Raw genomic sequence first — 19,191 nt, 5'->3', positions numbered from 1 at the left:
CCTTAACTATTGCGTGAAGTAAATAGAATTATGAAGAAACAAGTATTTCGCTATTTAGGCCGTTCGGCCAATAAATTGGATTATTATCGGTTCCGCTTCAAGCAGCGAACCGGCCTGCTGGGGCAGCCGCGCATACTGCCTTTCAGGGGCTTTGGGAACGACACTACTGCCATTATCAGGGGGCTTGTGCTCGAGGATAAGGGCCACCAAACCTTACCGGAAACTGCCAATCGCTGGCACAATGCATCTGCCCTTTTTAAACGCTACATCAGCAGCGAAACTCCCCGCGTGCAGCTTCGCGCTCATTTTCAGGGACAGCACAAAACTGTACAGACCGATTCAGAGGGCTATTTCTACCTGTCCTTTAATGTAAACAAGCTGCCGAAAGTTACCGAGCCCTGGGATAGTGTACGGCTTGAACTGCTGGATAAGGTTACCTACGACCAGGGACCTGTACGATCTACAGGCGAGATTCTGCTCTCCGGGCAGGATAACGAGGTAGGTGTTATTTCCGATGTTGATGATACCATACTGGTCTCCAGGGCTACAAATGCCTATAAAAAAATTCGGCTCATGCTCTTTCAGAATGCGCAAACCCGTTTGCCATTTGAGGGCGTTGCAGCTTTTTACCGTGCACTGCACCGCGGCTATCACCAGGAGCGCTTCACGCCTATCTTTTATGTAAGCAGCAGCAGCTGGAAACTATACGATATGCTGGAAGAGTTCTGCCATGTACAGAATATCCCGAAAGGCCCCCTGTTGTTACGCGACAGCCGGCTCGACAGGTTCAGGTTTATGGCTTCACTGCATGAAGGGCACAAACTGGCGCAGGTAAAAACCATTATGCAGATGTACCCGCAGAAATCATTTATCCTGATTGGAGACAGCGGCCAGAAAGACCCTGAAATATACCGTGAGGTAGTCTACAGATACCCGGAGCGGGTAAAAGCCATTTACATACGTGATGTATGCAGGCCCCACCGCCACGAAGAAATAGCAGCAATAAGGCAGGAACTGTGGAATAAGGCTGGCGTTGAAATGCTGCTGGTAAAGAATACAGTTGAGGCCGCCGAACATGCGGCCAGCAAACAATGGATAGAATCTAATGCCCTGCCGGAAATACGCGGAGAGCAGTTAAAAGACCAGGAAGCAGAAGATCTTGTAGAAGCCTAAGCTGACAGGTTTGAGTATTAGGCATCTGGTATGCAGAAAACAGCGCTTGTACCCTGGCAGCAGCAGCCTCTTCCATTTATGCACACATAAAAAAAAAGAAAGGCCACCGGTAGCGGTAGCCTTTCTTTGTATTCCGGTGGTTGTGGAATGGAGATATTCCTTAATACATCACTTCCTGAATCTTATAATTACGTCCGCGGAAGCTAAAGCTCTGTCCGGGCTCTTTGCCTTCCATTGCTTCATAAATAGGCGTTTGGGTAGAGATAATAAAATACTTCTGCCCGTCAAGCTCAAAATCTCCCAGGCTGGCAGCAACAAAAAAATTCATTTTATCTGTGATCACCAGGGAGCCAAAACCAACGCCTGTACCCTTGCGAACACCCTTTACACGCTCCAGTATGGTAAGCACTCCTGTGGCTTCGTGCATGCGGCGGGCATACATGCTCTGTTCATTCTGACATTGGGCAGTAAAACTGTCGGTCATCTCTTCATTGCTGCGCTCGGCTAGCGCACTCTCCTGAATGGATATCATAGCCTCCCGGGCCGTCTGTACCATTTGTTGCTGTTTTTCGATGCAGGCATCCAGCAAACTATTTTTTAATGATTTATGATCAACTGCTTCCATTGTAGTATCTAGGTTGGCTTTTTAACGAAAACGATTTCTTTTAGTTCTGTTTTACGGATATAAAATTTAGTGGTTATTTTACAACATTACCATTTTTCATTTTTACATGAGCAATATGCGCAATTATGTATTTGGAGCTGCCGTACTACTGTTTGGTCTGGGGGGGTGTCAGTCTGGCCAGACAGGCAGCGAGACTCAGACAGTTGCAGTTGACACTACCCGGAGGCCTGCTGTGAGGGCTTCTGTTAATCTAGAGAAAAAACTTGAGAAGTACACTCAGGTGCGTTTAACTTCTGATTTAAGTCAGCTTTCCGACAACCAGCGGCGCATGATCCCCCTGCTTATCGAAGCAGCCGACATCATGAACCAGCTGTTCTGGTACGAGGCATATGGCGATCCCACTGTTTTGCTTACTGGTGCCGACAACGACTCCCTCAGGCGCTACATCAACATAAACTATGGGCCCTGGGACCGGCTGGAAAATAATGCAGCATTTGTTGAAGGCGTAGGCCCTAAGCCCGAAGGCGCTAATTTTTACCCGGCAGATATCACCAAAGAGGAGTTTGAAGCAGCAGACCTCCCGGACAAAACCAGCCAGTATACCTTTATCAGGCGCAATCCCGACAGGAGCCTTACGGCTGTTCCCTATCACCAGGTATTTGCACCGCAGGTAAAAAGAGTGGCCGAGCTCCTTAGACAGGCGGCAGCCCTTGCAGAGGACCCCGGCTTTAAAAATTACCTTGAGCTACGGGCAGAGGCCCTGCTTACTGACAACTATCAGCCCAGCGATCTTGCCTGGATGGACATGAAGAATAACAGGATTGATGTTGTTATTGGTCCTATCGAAACCTATGAAGACCATCTGTATGGCTATAAAGCAGCCCATGAGGCCTATATTCTCATCAAGGACATGGACTGGAGCCAGCGCCTTGCAAAGTATGCCTCTTTCCTGCCCGAACTGCAGCGCAACCTACCGGTAGATGCCCGCTATAAAACAGAAACACCCGGCACAGATTCAGACCTTAACGCATACGATGTGGTATATTATGCCGGCGATGCCAACGCCGGCTCTAAAACGATTGCCATAAACCTGCCCAACGACGAGGAGGTGCAGCTGCAGAAAGGCACACGCCGCCTGCAGCTCAAAAATGCCATGCGGGCTAAATTCGATGAGATTCTTATTCCCATAGCAGAAGAGCTTATTGCCGAGGATCAGCGAAAACACATAACTTTTGATGCTTTTTTTGCCAACACCATGTTCCATGAAGTTGCGCACGGGCTGGGCATCAAAAACACCATCAACAATAAAGGCACCGTACGCGAAGCCCTCAAAGAGCATGCCTCTGCCCTGGAAGAAGGCAAGGCCGATGTACTTGGCCTTTACATGGTTACACAGCTACTGGATAAACAGGAGCTTGATGGCCAGCTGGAGGATTATTACACCACCTTCCTTGCCTCTATTTTCCGCAGCATACGCTTTGGTGCCAGCAGTGCCCACGGCAGGGCCAACATGGTTCGCTTCAATTACTTTGCTGAAAAAGGAGCTTTTGAACGCGATGCCACCACTGGTACTTACCGGGTAAACTACGAAAAAATGAAGCAGGCCATGAACGACCTTAGCCGCGATATACTGGTGATGCAGGGCGAAGGCGATTACAGCGCCGTAAGCCAGCTGGTAGCCGAAAAAGGTAACATCAGCGAACAGCTTCAGGCCGACCTTAACCGCCTTTCAGCCAAAAGCATACCGGTAGATGTGGTATTTGAACAGGGAGTAGAAACATTGGGTTTGCAGTAGTCGTAAAGAGTCTTCTAATCTTAGGAGACTTACTTATGACTTTATACATAGAATTGCCAATGCTCGTGATCCGGGACTATAACGGTGCCGATGGCGTAAACCAGATTATGGATGATCACCTGACAGACCTGGTGCTTAAACCTTTTGAAGAAAGAGATATAGCTGCAAAGCTTATTAAAATAGACTTTGTAGATCCCATACCGAATGCAAATGATGAACTGCTGCGCTACGAAGTCGAGGCCGATGTGGATGAAAAAGAGTTCAGGGCAGCGTGGCTGGTACAGGCTTTCGAAGAAGAAGGTTATGAAAAAGGATTAACCATCAAAGATCATCATGGTGAAAGCCTTTACCACGATGAAGATACAGCTGACATAGTTTTACGAAGAAAAGTAAAGATGAAGTAAAGCTCATTTTCAATATTTGCTCATTCAATCTGGCGCCATGGTGTAGCAACCATGGCGCTTTTTTTGTTCCGCGCCTTCCAATCACAAAACAAGAGGGCGTGCATGACACTTAATATTGAAGTATAACATTGTGAGGCAAAGAAATTATTAATAGCTAAGATGGATAACCCTATTGGAAAGAAAAAATGGGCAATTGCCGAAGGATATATTCCCAGCTGGAGTAACGGGCCCGAACCAGAATTTTTAAGCCATGAAACTGCCTGCATTCTTAATGCGGGAGAACAGGATGCCCATGTGGTACTTACCGTCTTTTTTTCTGACAGAGAACCTGCAGGACCCTATCGGTTTACCGTACCGGCACGGCGCACCAAGCATCTGCGCTTTAATGAGCTGAAAGATCCGGAGCCAGTTCCTGCCGGAAAAGACTATGCCAGCCTTATAGAATCAGATGTGCCCGTGGTGGTACAGCATACCCGCCTGGACTCCAGGCAATCAGAAAATGCACTGATCTCCACCATTGCCTATTCGCAGAACGACTAAGCTGCCATAACCTGTGAAATACAGGCTGCATCTGCACCCTCTATAATCACGTACAAAGCCGCCCCGGCAGCTATTAATATGCTATTGGCTGGCTTACATTTGTAAAACAAAAAAGCCCGCCTCAAGAAGAGGCGGGCTTTACGTTTGGCGGGTTTACTTAGAAGCTAACCACGCCTTCCACTACTACCCCATTGAATTCGCCACCATTTCTGATATCAGTGGCTGCGAAGCCTTTGTATTGTTGTTTTACATATTCACCTTTCAGCAGCACGTTCTTAGTTAAGAACCAGCCAAGGCCACCTTGTACCCTGTTGATGGTAGGCTCAAGTCCACCCAGCATCTCACCACTTACTGTGTTGTAGCGGCCTGCTACATAAACCTGATCGTACATTGGCAGGCGGTACACGACTTCAGCTGCTAGTTGGTTCCAGGGGCGGTTTTCTGGTTCGCCATAGGCAGAACCTGTGGCTCTTTCAAGGGTACCGAAGAACTCCAGACCACCTATTTTCACGAATGGGTTGATCATTACCGCTGTGATTTCGTTGGTCATGTTAGGGTTGAAACGACCTGAAGTGAAGTTAGCAGAGGTAGTTGCCAGTGTGTTTTCCATCACCAGGTAGTAACGAGAGCCGGTACGGTCGCCACCATAAAGGGTGTTTCTCACAGAGTTTTTAGTGGTGTACACAGAACCAGTCAGACGAACCCTTACATCTTCGTTAAGCTGTTTGTCATAACCAACTTTACCTATTACAACAGGAGATCTTTTTCTGTCTGTTACTTTGTTGATACCACCCTGGATCTCACCACCGGTTACACCAACCACAGCCAGGAAGCCGCTTGGGTGCTGGTAAATCACCTCACCACCAATTTCTGTGGTAAAGGCATCCATGATCAGGTTACCCACCAGCGGGTTGTAAATGGCACTACCGTTGTCTGTTCTGCGGAAGTGGGCATCGCCATAGTTCACTTCGTAGTGACCGGCACGGATGCTTACATTCTGCATAATCCTGTCTAAGACCGGAAGGTTGAGCATTGGCAGTTTATCTACTTGCAGGTAACCACCTTTCACCCAGGTCTCCTGGTGGTGGCGGCTGGAAAGGTAGGTCTGCAGGCTTACGCGGATACCATCGGCCAGCTGTGCATCGATGTTCAGGTTAGCTGTGGCCAGGTTAAAACCTGATCCTATGGCATATAGCTCGTTAGTATTTTTGCCTGCTTCGTTAAATACCGCTGTGGCTGTATTGCTGTGGCTTAGTGCCTGGAACTGCTGGGTAAAGCCTGCTCCCAAACGAACAGCCAGACCATTAAATTCTACTGTATCTCCGTGTTTCTTAGGCTCGAATACGTTCAGACCATTCTGGTCGTGAGGTCTGAAGTACTGGATAGGAGCGTATTGTGCAAATGCACTACCGAAGCTACCAACTGCTGCCAGCATTAAGGCGGCTCCAAATTTTGTTAATTGAGAAGTTTTCATGACTTGTTTAGTTAAGGGGTGTTAGTTTTTTTCTGATACCGGAGTATTAGTTATTTACCAGGTCTTGTGAAGAACTTAATTGTATGTTGAAGTTGATGGTGATTGCATCGCCTGTTGTTACGCTGCCAAACATAAAGGAGGGTGGCTCTACACCGTACTCACTCATCTTGATGGCTTTGCTGCCCTGGAAGCTGATGGCGCCTTTGCTGTCAGCCCTGCCTATAAGCTCAATGGTTTCTGCTTTGCTTTTACCAGCAATGGTAACAGTACCAAGGGCAATGATTTTTGTGGCTCCGTTTTGCTGCTCAACGCTCTTGATGCCGGTAAGCACAAAACTGATGTCTTTATGCTTGCCTGTGTTCAGTGCCTTGTATGCATTCTTGTCCATGGCATCTTTGCCGCTTTTCAGGCTTTCTGCCGCAAGCTTAAGGTTGGCCTGCTTAATATTGTTGATCTTGCCGCCCTGCTGATCCAGTACCACTGTGCCCTGTACAGAGCTGCTTTGCATAGACCAGTCGTGCATGGTGGAAGTACCATCAACCTTTACAGTGCTCTTTGGAGATATCTTATAGCTCTCCTGGGCAAACACCCATATGGGAAGTAAAACGAGTAGTAGAAGGGTTAGTGAGCGTTTCATGGTATTAGTGATTTTGTTGAAACTGTGCTGCGGTTTCCCGCTCTTGTTGATACAAAGCTACTATCGCCCGCCCCCCTGGAACATGATGAATCTTGGTTTGAAATATGATAGTTAGAGTGGTTGTAAACTGACTAATGTCAGGTATAATAAAACAGCCCTAAGTGCAATCGTATGAAGCCGCCTGGAAGCCTGTTCCGGAATAAAAGACTCTAAAGTCCTATTTTGATGCAGTAATAGATCAAAAAATAATTTTTATTGAAAGAAATCCATTAGAAGCCCAGAAAAGCAGCCTGGGAATAGTTTGCTAAGCCGTGATGCATCAGGCACTGCAAAAATAGAGCTGCACTACCTTTAGGATGTTGGAAAATCCGGGGCAGCAGCTTAACCCTTTTTTCTCAGTTTTTGGTAAGCTGCATCAGTACTAATCTATATCTTAGTAAACTGATCCCATAAGCCTGTGCAAGCCGATACCAAGAACTTTAAAATATACCGCTCGTCTGCCGGTTCCGGCAAAACCTACACCCTTACCCGTGAGTATCTTTCCCTGGCACTGCAAAGTCCGGATTATTTTCGCTCCATACTGGCCGTAACCTTCACCAACAAGGCTACCCAGGAAATGAAAAGCCGCATAATTGAAACCCTGCACGAGCTGGCAGAAGGCAAACCACACTCCATGCGGCAGGAGCTGATGGTACTTACTGGCCTTTCTGAACCACAGCTGCAGCAAAGGGCATCACAGGTATTGTCTTCTATCCTGCACAACTATTCCCACTTTGCTGTTAGCACCATCGACAGCTTCTTTCAGCGTATTATCCGCTCTTTTGCCAAAGAGATAGGCTTAAGAGCTGGCTTTAAAGTTGAGCTGGATCAGCAAAAAGTGCTCGACGACCTGATAGACCGCGTACTGGCCGGCGTTGGGGTTGACAAACACCTGACCCGCTGGCTTACTCAGTTTGCCGAAGAACAAATAGACGAAGGTAAAACCTGGGATATACGCCGCAGCATCCGCACCCTGGCCGGAGAGATTTTCACCGAAAGCTATAAAGCCCACGAGAAGAGCCTTAACCGCATTGCACACGATGAAAAAACACTGCTGAAAGTACTGGGCCAGCTAAAGGATCTTAGAGTAGCATTTGAGCAGCAGATGCATAACATCGGCAGTGCAGCCCTGCAGTTTATGGAAGATCGCGGACTTAGGGTGGAAGATTTTGCCTACGGCCGCAGTGGCCCGGCAAACTACTTCAGCAACATCTTAAAGGAAAATGCAAAATATGAACCAGGCAGCCGCGCCAGGGAAGTGCTGCTCGATCCGGAAAAATGGGCAAGCAAAAGCAACAAGCAGCGAGACTTTGTAGTATCTGTAGCCCTGGAAGGCCTGCAGCCGCTTATGCAGGATGCAGTTGCGCTGTTCGACGATGGCTATGAGAAATACCTTACAGCCAAAGAAGTGCTGCGCTTCATTTATACGCTGGGTATACTGGCACACCTCACTGCAGTACTTAGCAAATACCGCGAAGACAATGACCTGCTCCTGATCTCCGATGCTGCCGTTTTCCTCAAAGACATCATCGGTGAAAACGAAGCTCCCTTTATTTACGAAAAAACCGGCACACGCTACCTCCATTTCCTGATCGACGAATTCCAGGATACCAGCGGCTTCCAGTGGGATAACTTCAGGCCCCTGGTTGCAAACTCAGTTGCATCAGGCAACCGCAACCTGGTGGTGGGCGATATCAAACAAAGCATTTACCGCTGGCGTGGCGGCGACTGGAAACTGCTCCTGAATCGCATTACGCTCGATATTGGGACAGAAAATACCGAGCAGGTTAACCTCAACCACAATTTTCGCAGCTGCCGGCAGATCATAGATTTCAACAACAGCCTGTTTTTCCAGGCAGCCTGGGAGCTAAAGGAGATCTGCAGCAGCAAATTTGCCGAAGTAGCCGACCAAAAAGAACTTAATGCCCTAAACTTTGAAGCCGGGAATATCGCTGCAGCCTATGCTGAGGTTACCCAGACCTACCCGGAAAGCAAATCTGAAAGCCCCTGTGGACTGGTAAAGATAAATTTCCTGGAAGCAGATGAGGAAGAAGGCAGCTGGAAAGAGCAGGCCCAGCAGGCCATGCTCAGCACCATAGAAGAGCTGCAGCAAAAAGGCTACAAAGCCAGGGATATTGCCCTGCTGGTGCGCAGCAACCGCGAAGGCCAGGAGCTGGCAAACAGGCTCATGCAGGCCGAAGAAGACAAAGCAGCCGACTCCCCCTGTAACTATCGGGTTATCTCCAGCGATTCGCTCTTCCTGAGCAATGCTGCCTCGGTGTGCCTGCTGCTGAATGTGCTCCGCTACCTGCATAATGCACAAAACGCTGTGGCCCGCACCAACATGGCCTACGACTACCAGCGCTACATTCTTAAGCCCGCTCAGCTAGACCTGCACCGGCTATTTCATGCCTGTGCCCTGGGCGATGATGCACTTGAGGAGTACCTGCCGCCAGATTTTATGCGCAAGCGTGCTTACCTCACCAAACTGCCCCTATACGAAATGGTAGAAACCCTCATTATGCTCTTCAGGCTTAACCAGCTGCCGGGAGAATGGGGCTACCTGCAGGCATTCCAGGATGCCGTGCTGCAATACAGCGGCGAAGAAAAAGGTGATATCGACACCTTTCTCAGGTGGTGGGACGAAACCGGCTATAAACATACCGTACAGGTGAGCGAATCGCTTGATGCCATTCGTATTTACACAGTACATACCAGCAAAGGCCTGCAGTTTAGGGCGGTGCTTATGCCCTACTGCCAGTGGGAGCTAAACCACAAGCCTAATGCAAACAACTTTATATGGGCCAGCAGTAAAATGCACCCCCTGCAGGAGCTGGAGGCACTACCTATTCGTTACTCCTCCCGCCTGGAGCAAACTGTATTCCGGGAGCAGTACTTCCGGGAGCTCATTCAGGCCTACCTGGACAACCTCAACCTGCTGTATGTAGCTTTTACCCGGGCAGAAGAAGCACTCTATGCCTGGACTCCCCTGCCAAAGATACCAAAAGGGCAAAGTCTGCCCCGGGCCGATGCAGTCAATGGGATGCTCTACCGCCTGCTAAGGGGCGAAATGCAGGCAGCGGGTGTTGCAAGCACTTATCACGAGCCCCTGGTATCGCTGCCCGATGGATGGCAGGAGAGTGATAACTGCTATACCAGCGGAGCCCTGGAACAGGTAGCAGTACGTGAAAAAAAAGGTGGCGATGATTCTTTTGGACTTACGCAGTACCTCAGCACCCGCTGGCGAAGCCGTTTAACAGTGCGCAAACGTAATGCCAGCCTTGTGCTCGCAACCGACGAAAGCTCTGCTGCCCGTATTAACTGGAGCCGCACCCTTCATACCCTGTTAAGGCAGATCCGGCAGCCGGAAGACCTGGAACAGGCCCTGGAAAATATCTACTACGAGGGTATGGTAAACAGGCAGGAAATTCCAGCCGTACGAAAGCAAATGCAGGCCTTGTTCAGGCATCCTGTAGCCGGTCAGTGGTTTCAGCCACATTGGGAAGTACGTACTGAGCTGCCGCTGCTAAGCACCACCGGCTATCTGTTGCGGCCAGACAGGGTTATTACCCATGGCGCTGTGGCAATAGCCATCGATTTTCGTGTAGAGAAACCCCATCCTGCCCATGAAAAACGGGTGCAGCGCTACCTGCAACTCCTGCAACGCATGAATTTCCAGGAAGTAAGCGGCTGGGTGTATTATCTTGAGCAGGGCGAGGCAAGTGAGGTCGGAAAAAGCAGCAATGGCCAGTTAGGTCTGGGATTTTAACTACTTTTGCCCTTCAATCTATTGATAGCCGCTATGCCACGTAAAATAAATTATACTTTTATCTTCCTGTTGCTGATCATTGGCACTGTTTTGTTCATCATGTGGAGCTCACTTTCGCAGCCGGGGGTAAAAGACCTGGAGGGAGATTTCAGGGAAGAAGCGCTCTACAGAAATGAGAACAATACCGGACCCATTGTACGACTCTATGCAGTAAGCCTCAGGGATACCCTCTGGCAGGAAATGAAGCAGTATGGCGATTTTATGCCCTATACCAAATACGGCACTACCAAAGTTTACTTTTTCCCGAACAACAGCCCGGTGCCTAACACAATAAAACCCGGTGCCGAAAGTATTGACGACCGCTATAAACCCTATTGTCTGGCAGTTTATGAGAAAAACAACATGGGGCAGGTAAGTTTTATCAGGTATCCTTTTCAGTAACAAGAGACTGCCACTCTTAAAGCCCTTATACTTGGGCTATAGCAACAAACGTTGTTTAAGTAGCAGTGCAGCAAGTTCAGGAAGGTAAGTCATTTCCGGAGATCCGATCAAAGGCTAAACCTGCCTTTTGTAAAATTGCATGCAAAGAAGGTTTAGATGCTGTGCAACCATTGCATCCATTTTAGTATCATTATTAAAAAGATGTGCCAGATAACATTATCTGAGGCAATCTATCTACTGATGAAAGCAATGCTCCACCTTTAACTTTTTCCCTTTCGATGAAAAGCCTTTTCTCAACCCTGCTGGTTCTGTTATTTTTCATATCCGGACTTTATGCCCAGGGCATCAGGGGCACCGTAAAAACAGCTGATGGAGAGCCTCTTCCCTACGCATCCATTTATGTAATGGAGTTAAAGAACGGCTCTTCTACCAATATAAATGGTAGTTACGAGATTAAGCTTTCTCCCGGCACTTACAACATCAGGATTCAGTATTTAGGTTACCAGATGCAGCAGCATCAGTTGGAGATCGGTGAAGACTGGCTGGAACAAAATTTTGTACTCAAAGAGCAGGTAGAGGTGCTCAATACCGTAGAAATCAAGCGTAAGGAAGAAGATCCGGCCCTTACCATTATGCGGAAAGCCATATCCAAACGCAAATACCACCTGCTGCAATACGATAGCTACCAGACAAAAGTGTATATAAAAGGCACCGGCCAGGTAACCAGTGTGCCCTTTTTCCTCAAAAAGAAGCTAAAAGAAGAAGGTGTGCTGCTTGATGAGGCCTACACCATGGAATCTGTAAGCATTGTTAAATTTCAGCAGCCCGATAAGATAGAAGAAAGGGTGATTTCCATCCGCAGCTCTGGCGAAAACAATGGAGCCTCCCCCAGTCCCTACATCAACCAGAGCTTTTACAACGATCGCATTGCTACCGCCATCTCTCCCCTTTCAGGAGCTGCATTTGCCTATTATAAGTTTCGTTTTGAGGGTAGTTTTCGGGAAGGAGACCTGGAAATAAACAAAATACGCGTTATTCCCAGGTCTAAGGGCGAGCAGGTGTTCGATGGGTATATCTATATCATCGATGATCTGTGGGCCATCCACAGCCTTGACCTTACCACCAGCATACAGGGCTTTAAGGTAAGAGCAAAGCAAAATTATGCCGAAGTGGCCCCAAAGGTATGGATGCCTGTTACGCACCAATATAAGATATCGGGTAAAGCACTGGGCTTCGCTGGCGAAGTGCATTACATTGCCTCCTGCAGCGAATACCAGGTACAGCTGAACCAGGATCTGCTGGCCGAAACCGAGATCATCGACGAAAAAATAGAAGAAGTACCAGAAGACCTGGAGATTTCCAAACCTTCAGACAAAGATGATATTGTGGAAACCCTGGCGAGCGAGGAGCAGATGACCAAGAAGCAGTTCAGGAAAATGATTAACCAGTATGAGAAAGAAGCGCTGAAAGAGCAAAAGAACCCGGAGGTGGTAAGCGAAAGAAAACAGGAAATAGACAGCCTGGCTTATAAGCGCGATGCCGCCTACTGGGCAGAAATACGTCCGGTGCCGCTAACTAAAAAAGAAATTGAAGGCTACAGGCGTGACGATTCACTGGCCATGGTGCAGCAGGCAAGGCTTACCGGAAAAGATTCGGCCAACGTAATAAAAAAAGGGCGTCTCAGGCCACAGGTAATCTTGTTTGGCGGCAAGTATGAACTTTCTCCCAGAACAACCCTGGCCATAGATCCCACCATTGCACAAACTTATTATAATACGGTAGAAGGCTTCAATGTAAACGTAAGTGCTAAGCTTATCCATCGCTTCGATAGCTTAAGGAAAAGGATAGAATTCAACCCCACCCTGCGCTACGGTTTCTCCAGCGAAAATTTCTATGGCAAAGGCCGCCTTAGCTATGCCACTAACAATGAGGGCAAACGAAACAACTTTCACCTGGAAGGGGGCAGCTTTGTATCCCAGTTCAACGATGAGGAGCCCATTCACCCGCTCATCAACACCCTTTACTCGCTGGCACTAAGGCAGAATTTCATGAAGGTCTATGAAAAGAACTATGCCAGGCTTGGCTACCAGTACAGTCATTTAAGGGAATTTGTAGTATCTGCCAGCCTTGAGTGGGCGCAAAGAAACGAACTTTTCGACCAGAGTAATTACAGCTTTTACAAGGGAGATTCGAGATCATATTCGTACAACCGTCCGCAGAACATAGAGCTGCAAAATACAGGTTTTCCGGAGCATGAAGCCCTGATCTTCAATGCGGAGTTGCGGTACAGGCCCGGCTTAACCTACAGAATGTACAATGGCAAAAAATATGCAAACCTGCACAAAGCGCCCGAGCTCATTCTTAATTACCGCAAGGGCATCTCTAATGTGCTGGGTAGCGACGTAGATTACGATCAGTTGGAGCTGGGTATTAACCATGGCTACGAGTTTGGTGTAAGCGGCAGGCTTGAGTTTGAGCTGCGGGGGGGCACCTTCCTCAATAACAGGCGCATGCATTTTATGGACTACGAGCATTTCGATGGCAATAGAACAATCCTTAGTACGCTGCGTCCGGCGGGTGGCTACCGCCTGCTCGATTATTATGATTACAGCACCAACGGCAGTTATTTTGCAGGCCACACCCACTACCAGTTCAGAAAGTTTCTGTTAACCCAGCTACCTATGCTGCGCATGTCGGGCCTGAAGGAAAACATCTTTGTAAATTACCTGAAAACCGGCAGCTCTCCACACTATTATGAGCTGGGCTATTCTATTGATAACATTCTTAGGATCTTCAGGGTGGAAGCAGCAGCCTCCTTCAGAAATGGTGATTTTGTTGAAGTAGCTCCCAGAATAGGCATTGCCACCATTTTTAAGATCAATACAGATTAAAGTTGCTTTATTGGGTTGCTTCCGGAGAGCAGGCTTGAAAGTTCAAAAGCCGCTGCCAGCGCAAAAATATGCATGGCAGCGGCTTTTACCACAAATAGAGCGCTGTATGATATGGCATCTTTTGGGCACACAACCTACTGAAGGGTGGTATCATAACTCTTCAGCTCTAAATTAAAATCAATAGTAAAGCAGTCTTTTACCTTAATGGCTCCCATCATTTTAGTAGGAGGCTCTATGTTAAAATCTGTAAGATTAAACTCCAGGCTACCAGCCAGCATGGCTTTGCTCTTGCCCAGCTCCTGGAATGTGGCACTAATCTCATACTGCCTGCTTACACCTGCCAGGCAAATTTCCACCACGCCCTTTGCTTTCTGCTGATGACCACTGGAAGGCATACGCTCCAGGGACAGGAAATGTACTTTTACGTTTGGGTATTTATCTGCCTTAATGGTCTTTTGCATATCCTGGGTCATAATCTTGTTCTGGCAGTCAAAAGCAGAAGCCTTCAGGGTAATAAGTCCGCTCATCACAGGCCTTTTACTGATCACATCCCAGGTTTCGTACAGGCTGTTGCCACCTGCATAAGAGAGGCTCATGCACTGAAATTCGTTTACATTAGAGCTGCCGGAAATTGTTAGCTGACTTTTCTCAGTAACTACCCACTCTTTGCCATAGCCAGCTCCCAATTGGCTGCCATTAGTGGCTAAGAGCGCATAAAACGGGAACAGCAGTAACAGCATCAGTATGTTCATTCTCTTCATGGCTGTACATTTATGTTTCTCCATCTACAGCCCCTGCCCTGCTTAGCATTCCATGGGTAGGGCATGCCAGGCTGTATGATGATAGTATAAAAGTACCACTGATGATGTTTTAAGGCTATGACCTATGTCTGATGTAAACATGATATAACTCATACCTGCCAGCGATCTGTATCAGTACAGGCATTGGTAACAGCAGACTACAGCCGAAAAAGCAGCCCGAATTATTGTCAGCACCTTGTACCATATACCAAATACCTTGTACTTTGTAACTGGTACTTTACATTCAAAACCCTGCATGAACACCTTCCTGGAAGAACTAGCCGCCGAGATCCTAAAAAACCACTCCAATAATATGGATGGGCTAACGCTGGTGTTTCCCAACAGGCGGGCAGGCTTGTTCTTTCAGCAGTACCTGGCCAGGCAGCTGAACCAGCCGGTATGGTCGCCTACGGTACTCACGCTCGAGGAGTTTGTACAAAGCCTTAGCACCACAAAAAAAGCAGATACGCTGCTGCTGGTCTTTGAGCTATTTGAAATCTACAAACGCCTGGTGCTTACGGAAGAAAGCTTCGATAAATTCTTTTTCTGGGGCGAAATGCTCCTGAACGATTTCGATGCCGTAGATAAACACCTGGTAGATGCACGGCTGCTGTTCACCAACATCTCGCAGATCAATGATATGGGCGATGCGCTGGACTTTCTTACCCCTGAACAAATACAGGTGGTGCAGGAATTCTGGCAGAGCTTTGGCACCAGTCGCAGCAGGCAGCAGCAGGAGTTTATTGCCGTTTGGGATATTCTGCCCAAGGTGTATGAGCAGTACCGTCAGCGCCTGCAAACAACAGGGATTGGCTACGATGGCATGCTGTACCGCGAGGTTGCCGAGGCGGCCGCAGCCCATGCACTCGACCACCCCTATCAGCAGCTGGTGTTTGCAGGTTTCAATGCCCTCAATCCGGCCGAAGAAAAAATACTGGCTTACTTTGTAAAGCACCAGAATGCCCACATTTACTGGGATACGGACGCCTATTATATGCTGGATGAACGGCAGGAAGCGGGAACCTATTTGCGAAAATGGGCCCGAAGCAGCACTTTTGGCCCCGGCTTTCCACAGGAGTACCCCAAACACCTGCAAAACAAGACCAAAAGCATAGAGCTGATAGGTGTGCCCCTGGAGGTAGGTCAGGCCAAGGCCATGGGCGAAAAGCTGTTGCACTGCCTGCAGGCACAACGGGGCATTGAGTTGGAAAAAACGGCTATTGTGCTGCCCAACGAATACATGCTCTTCCCGGTGCTGCACTCCATTCCCGAATCGTATAAAGATTCGCGCGGCAGCAGCCACCCCATCGGAAATATTAATGTAACCATGGGTTACCCCCTGCGCAGTACCCCGCTCTACAGCCTTATTGAGCTGATGGTAGAGCTACAGGCTGCTGCGCGCGGCGAGGGCGCCAAAGTAGCTTTTCACTACAGAACCGTACTTGCCCTGCTGCGGCACCCTTACCTGTACTACTACAATACCGGGCTTGCCCGCAAAAACATTCAGAAGATAGAGGCTAAAAATAAGGTATACCTTAAACCAGCAGGACTGGAGGGGGATGCGCAGCTGTACCCTGCGCTGTTCAGGCACATCAGCGGCATTCAGCCTATGTTCGATTACCTGCTGCAGGTGCTGGAGCTCATCAACGAAAGCATCAACGAAGAAAATTACGAATTCCCCACCCTGGAGCAGGAGTACATATACCAGTTTTTTACACACCTGAAGCGCCTGCGCGAACTGGTGCAGCAGCAGCGGCTGGATCTGCAAATGCCTGTTTTCCTGAAGCTCCTCCGGCAAATTGTGCAGGAGCAGCGCCTGCCTTTTACCGGAGAGCCTCTAAGCGGCCTGCAGATCATGGGGGTCATGGAAACGCGCCAGCTCGATTTTGAAAACCTGTTTATCCTAAGCATGAACGAGGGCAGCTTCCCTCCGGCCCCCTCACATGGCTCCTTTATTCCCTATAACCTGCGCCGGGGCTACGGCCTGCCTACCTTCGATCAGGAGGATGCCCGCTATGCCTACTACTTTTACCGCATGATACAGCGGGCCAGGAACGTTCACATTTTCTACAACACCAGCAGCGCCTACGGCCTGAATGGTGAAAAGAGCCGTCTGCTGTACCAGCTGCTTTATGAATCGGGCCTGGAGGTGCGGCAACAGGTGCTAACCCACCCACTGCAGCTGGCCAAAGCCCTGCCGTTGGAGATTCCCAAGACCAGTGCCGTGCGCGAGGTACTGCAGCAACATCTGGCCGCCAAGGGAGAAGCTCCCCAGCGCCGCTTTACTCCCTCGGCCCTTAACACTTACCTTGACTGCTCGCTGCGGTTCTATTTTAAGTATGTAGCCGGTATACAGGAGCCCGATGAGGTACAGGAAGAGGTAGACCCTGCCGTTTTTGGTAACCTGGTGCACCGGGCCATGGAGCTGCTGTATAAAGAACATATTGCAGGCAAAGGCGGCAATGCCCTTATGGAGGCCCGCGACCTGGTGATGCTGCATAAAAAGCTACCCGAGGTGGTAGATCGGGCATTTGCAGAGCATTACGGGCTGGCACTTCCCCTGCAGCTGGAGGGCCGCAATCTTATTATCAGGGGCATTGTTGAAAAGCTGGGCAAAGCCATTCTCAGCTGCGATGAAGACTACGCCCCCTTTGAAATTGTAGCCCTGGAAAGCGAAAGCCGCTTCAGGGGCGAAGGCCCGGAAAGCAACCGCTACCGCATGGAGGTACCCATAGCTGTTAATGGCAGCCGTTACTGGGTGGGACTCAAAGGCATTATTGACCGCATTGACCGTAAGGAGGATAAAGTAAGGATCCTTGATTATAAAACCGGCCAGGACGAGAAGCGCTTCGAAAGCCTGGAATCACTATTTGACCGGGGCAACGACCGCCGCAACAAGGCAGCCATGCAAACAATGCTCTACAGCCTGCTGTACCTGAATGTAAACCCACAGGAAGAAGGACGTGTAATACCCGGGCTCTACAACAGCCGTGAACTGTTTTCTGCAGGTTTTGATGTGCTGCTGGAAATTAAGGCAGAGCGGGGCTATATGCCGGTGCGCGACATCAGGCCTTTTGAAGAAGAATACAGGGTACAGCTGACAAAGCTGCTGGAAGAAATTTTTAACCCGGAAGTGTCTTTTACACAAACTGATAACTTGCGTAAATGCGATTACTGTACTTATAGAGGCATGTGTCACCGTTAATACTTTAACACCCCCGAATTTTTTAAACTCTTACTGAATGTTATTATTTATACATGGTAGCACATACGTTACCCGCACTATGAGATGGACCATTATTCTGCTCGTTTTCATCACAGCCTGCTCACCAGGTGGCGACAACAATACTAAAAATGACGATGATGCAGCATCAGCACCCGAATCGCTCCACATAGATTTTCAGTCGGGCTTTTACCAGGATACCGTTACGCTGTTCCATGGCAGGGAAAAGGTTTATGAAAAGGTGCTTACCACCCGCGAAGGCCAGCGGCTAACAGACCAGTTTTCCATTCCAAAAACAGAGCTGAAAGACACCCTCTATTTTAGGGTTGGCACCGAAAAACAGCCACTGCGGGGGCATATACCTCCAAATTCGGCCCAACACGTTGGTTTTTATCTTACTTCCGGCACGGTAGTAAATATTTATTCACGCGAGGCCCCGTTCGAGTATGATTGAAATAAGCAGGAGCGAAAAAAAGAACATTTTTAAATGGAAGAGTACATCCAGGCCTTGAATATCAGCCGGTAATATTATTATTGCTTACCTTCAGCCCTGGTAAAAAAAGCCATATGTTACTGAAAAAGCGACTCCTTTACCTGCTGCTGATAACAATAGTAATGGCACTGGGCCTAAGCACCAGAAAGTTTTCCGATGCCATGCCCCCTTTCGTTGCCCTTCATTTCGGCGATGCATTGTGGGCTGCCATGGTTTATTTTGGATTCAGAGCTTTACTGCCCGCCAAACCATTGCTACTCTCACTCTTGTTAGGCTTGAGCTTTTCTTTTCTGATAGAGTTCAGCCAGCTGTACAATGCACCCTGGTTAAACAGTATAAGGGCAAGCACAATGGGAGCATTGGTTTTTGGTAAAGGCTTCCTGTGGATAGATCTGGCCAGGTACACTGCAGGAACAGCACTTGCTTATTGCCTGGATCTTTTTCTGAACAGGTTTCACATAATTACTCCCCTTGGCGGAGGCACAGCGCATATCACAAACAGAGGTAAACTACCTTAAATTAAATACCCACTCTTATTGTGAATTTACTTAAACAGACACTACTAACTATTGCAACAACATATCCGGCTATACGATCGCCAGTACTCTTTTAAAAAAAGAAAACGCAGGCCTAATCAGCGCCTGCGTTTTACCTAACAATCAACCAATTTCACTTACTAACAATATTTTAAGCACCAGTTCCGGAGCCAGTTTACCTGGCAAATGCAGCGAACCGGTAAAGGAATCAAAATTCAGGGAATGCAGACTTCAAATTGCACTGTAGCGTTACGTTACCAAAGGTGCACTGTTAGTACTGCCCGTTCACATTACAATTTTAGCCAAAGTAGCTGTGCGGAAAAAACCAAAAATACAACAAATAGTACGCGC

At 48.3% G+C, this 19,191-nt stretch carries 14 protein-coding genes; 10 read left to right on the top strand and 4 right to left on the bottom strand.

The genetic code is table 11. The features are described 5' to 3' along the window. Positions 1–30: 30 nt before the first annotated feature. On the top strand, positions 31–1,173 hold the full coding sequence (locus KWJ01_RS14235; protein ID WP_224997222.1) for an App1 family protein: 1,143 nt from the start codon (positions 31–33) through the stop codon (positions 1,171–1,173). 160 nt (positions 1,174–1,333) lie between these two features. Here KWJ01_RS14235 and KWJ01_RS14230 read toward each other — a convergent pair whose 3' ends face one another. Next, on the bottom strand, positions 1,334–1,798 hold the full coding sequence (locus KWJ01_RS14230) for a hypothetical protein (protein ID WP_224997221.1): 465 nt from the start codon (positions 1,796–1,798) through the stop codon (positions 1,334–1,336). A 115-nt stretch (positions 1,799–1,913) separates the two neighbouring features. Here KWJ01_RS14230 and KWJ01_RS14225 point away from each other — a divergent pair, with 115 nt between their 5' ends. From KWJ01_RS14225 to KWJ01_RS14215, 3 genes are all read left to right on the top strand, one after another. Beyond that, positions 1,914–3,593 carry a Zn-dependent hydrolase gene (locus tag KWJ01_RS14225; RefSeq protein ID WP_370634727.1) on the top strand — a complete coding sequence of 560 codons (1,680 nt, stop codon included), beginning with the start codon at positions 1,914–1,916 and terminating at the stop codon, positions 3,591–3,593. Between the two features lie 35 nt (positions 3,594–3,628). Then, the gene (locus KWJ01_RS14220; RefSeq protein WP_224997219.1) at positions 3,629–3,997 is read left to right on the top strand and encodes a hypothetical protein; all 369 of its coding nucleotides are present in this window, start codon (positions 3,629–3,631) and stop codon (positions 3,995–3,997) included. 159 nt (positions 3,998–4,156) lie between these two features. Then, positions 4,157–4,537: a sensory rhodopsin transducer gene (locus KWJ01_RS14215; protein WP_224997218.1), complete on the top strand. Its 381-nt coding sequence runs from the start codon at positions 4,157–4,159 to the stop codon at positions 4,535–4,537. 157 nt (positions 4,538–4,694) lie between these two features. On the opposite strand, the gene KWJ01_RS14210 is transcribed toward KWJ01_RS14215, so the two are convergent. After that, positions 4,695–6,011: a hypothetical protein gene (locus KWJ01_RS14210; RefSeq protein ID WP_224997217.1), complete on the bottom strand. Its 1,317-nt coding sequence runs from the start codon at positions 6,009–6,011 to the stop codon at positions 4,695–4,697. Between the two features lie 46 nt (positions 6,012–6,057). Continuing rightward, on the bottom strand, positions 6,058–6,648 hold the full coding sequence (locus KWJ01_RS14205; protein ID WP_224997215.1) for a YceI family protein: 591 nt from the start codon (positions 6,646–6,648) through the stop codon (positions 6,058–6,060). 457 nt (positions 6,649–7,105) lie between these two features. Between KWJ01_RS14205 and KWJ01_RS28340 the strand changes: the two genes are divergently transcribed. The 3 genes from KWJ01_RS28340 (at position 7,106) to KWJ01_RS14190 (ending at position 13,788) form a co-directional block, all read left to right on the top strand. Continuing rightward, positions 7,106–10,456: a UvrD-helicase domain-containing protein gene (locus KWJ01_RS28340; protein ID WP_224997213.1), complete on the top strand. Its 3,351-nt coding sequence runs from the start codon at positions 7,106–7,108 to the stop codon at positions 10,454–10,456. A 33-nt stretch (positions 10,457–10,489) separates the two neighbouring features. After that, positions 10,490–10,897, top strand: a complete 408-nt coding sequence (locus KWJ01_RS14195; RefSeq protein WP_224997212.1) for a hypothetical protein — start codon at positions 10,490–10,492, stop codon at positions 10,895–10,897. Positions 10,898–11,175: 278 nt separating this feature from the next. Beyond that, complete coding sequence (locus KWJ01_RS14190) at positions 11,176–13,788, top strand: DUF5686 and carboxypeptidase regulatory-like domain-containing protein (protein WP_224997211.1); 2,613 nt, start codon at positions 11,176–11,178, stop codon at positions 13,786–13,788. 134 nt (positions 13,789–13,922) lie between these two features. Here the strand turns inward: KWJ01_RS14190 and KWJ01_RS14185 are convergent, their stop codons facing one another. Next, positions 13,923–14,549 (bottom strand): YceI family protein, encoded by a 627-nt coding sequence (locus KWJ01_RS14185; RefSeq protein ID WP_224997210.1) that lies wholly within the window; start codon positions 14,547–14,549, stop codon positions 13,923–13,925. Positions 14,550–14,844: 295 nt separating this feature from the next. On the opposite strand from KWJ01_RS14185, the gene KWJ01_RS14180 reads away from it, so the two are divergent. The 3 genes from KWJ01_RS14180 (at position 14,845) to KWJ01_RS14170 (ending at position 18,822) form a co-directional block, all read left to right on the top strand. Continuing rightward, positions 14,845–17,793, top strand: coding sequence for a PD-(D/E)XK nuclease family protein (locus KWJ01_RS14180; RefSeq protein ID WP_224997209.1), 2,949 nt, complete (start codon positions 14,845–14,847; stop codon positions 17,791–17,793). 79 nt (positions 17,794–17,872) lie between these two features. After that, the gene (locus KWJ01_RS14175; protein ID WP_224997208.1) at positions 17,873–18,265 is read left to right on the top strand and encodes a hypothetical protein; all 393 of its coding nucleotides are present in this window, start codon (positions 17,873–17,875) and stop codon (positions 18,263–18,265) included. Positions 18,266–18,378: 113 nt separating this feature from the next. Beyond that, positions 18,379–18,822 carry a DUF2809 domain-containing protein gene (locus KWJ01_RS14170; protein ID WP_224997207.1) on the top strand — a complete coding sequence of 148 codons (444 nt, stop codon included), beginning with the start codon at positions 18,379–18,381 and terminating at the stop codon, positions 18,820–18,822. Positions 18,823–19,191: the final 369 nt, after the last annotated feature.

The organism is Cesiribacter sp. SM1, assembly GCF_020178975.1.
In the GTDB taxonomy this organism is placed as follows: Bacteria; Bacteroidota; Bacteroidia; order Cytophagales; family Cyclobacteriaceae; genus Cesiribacter.
Note: the sequence above shows the minus strand (reverse complement) of the source record. Positions and strands in the feature narration are given on the sequence as shown.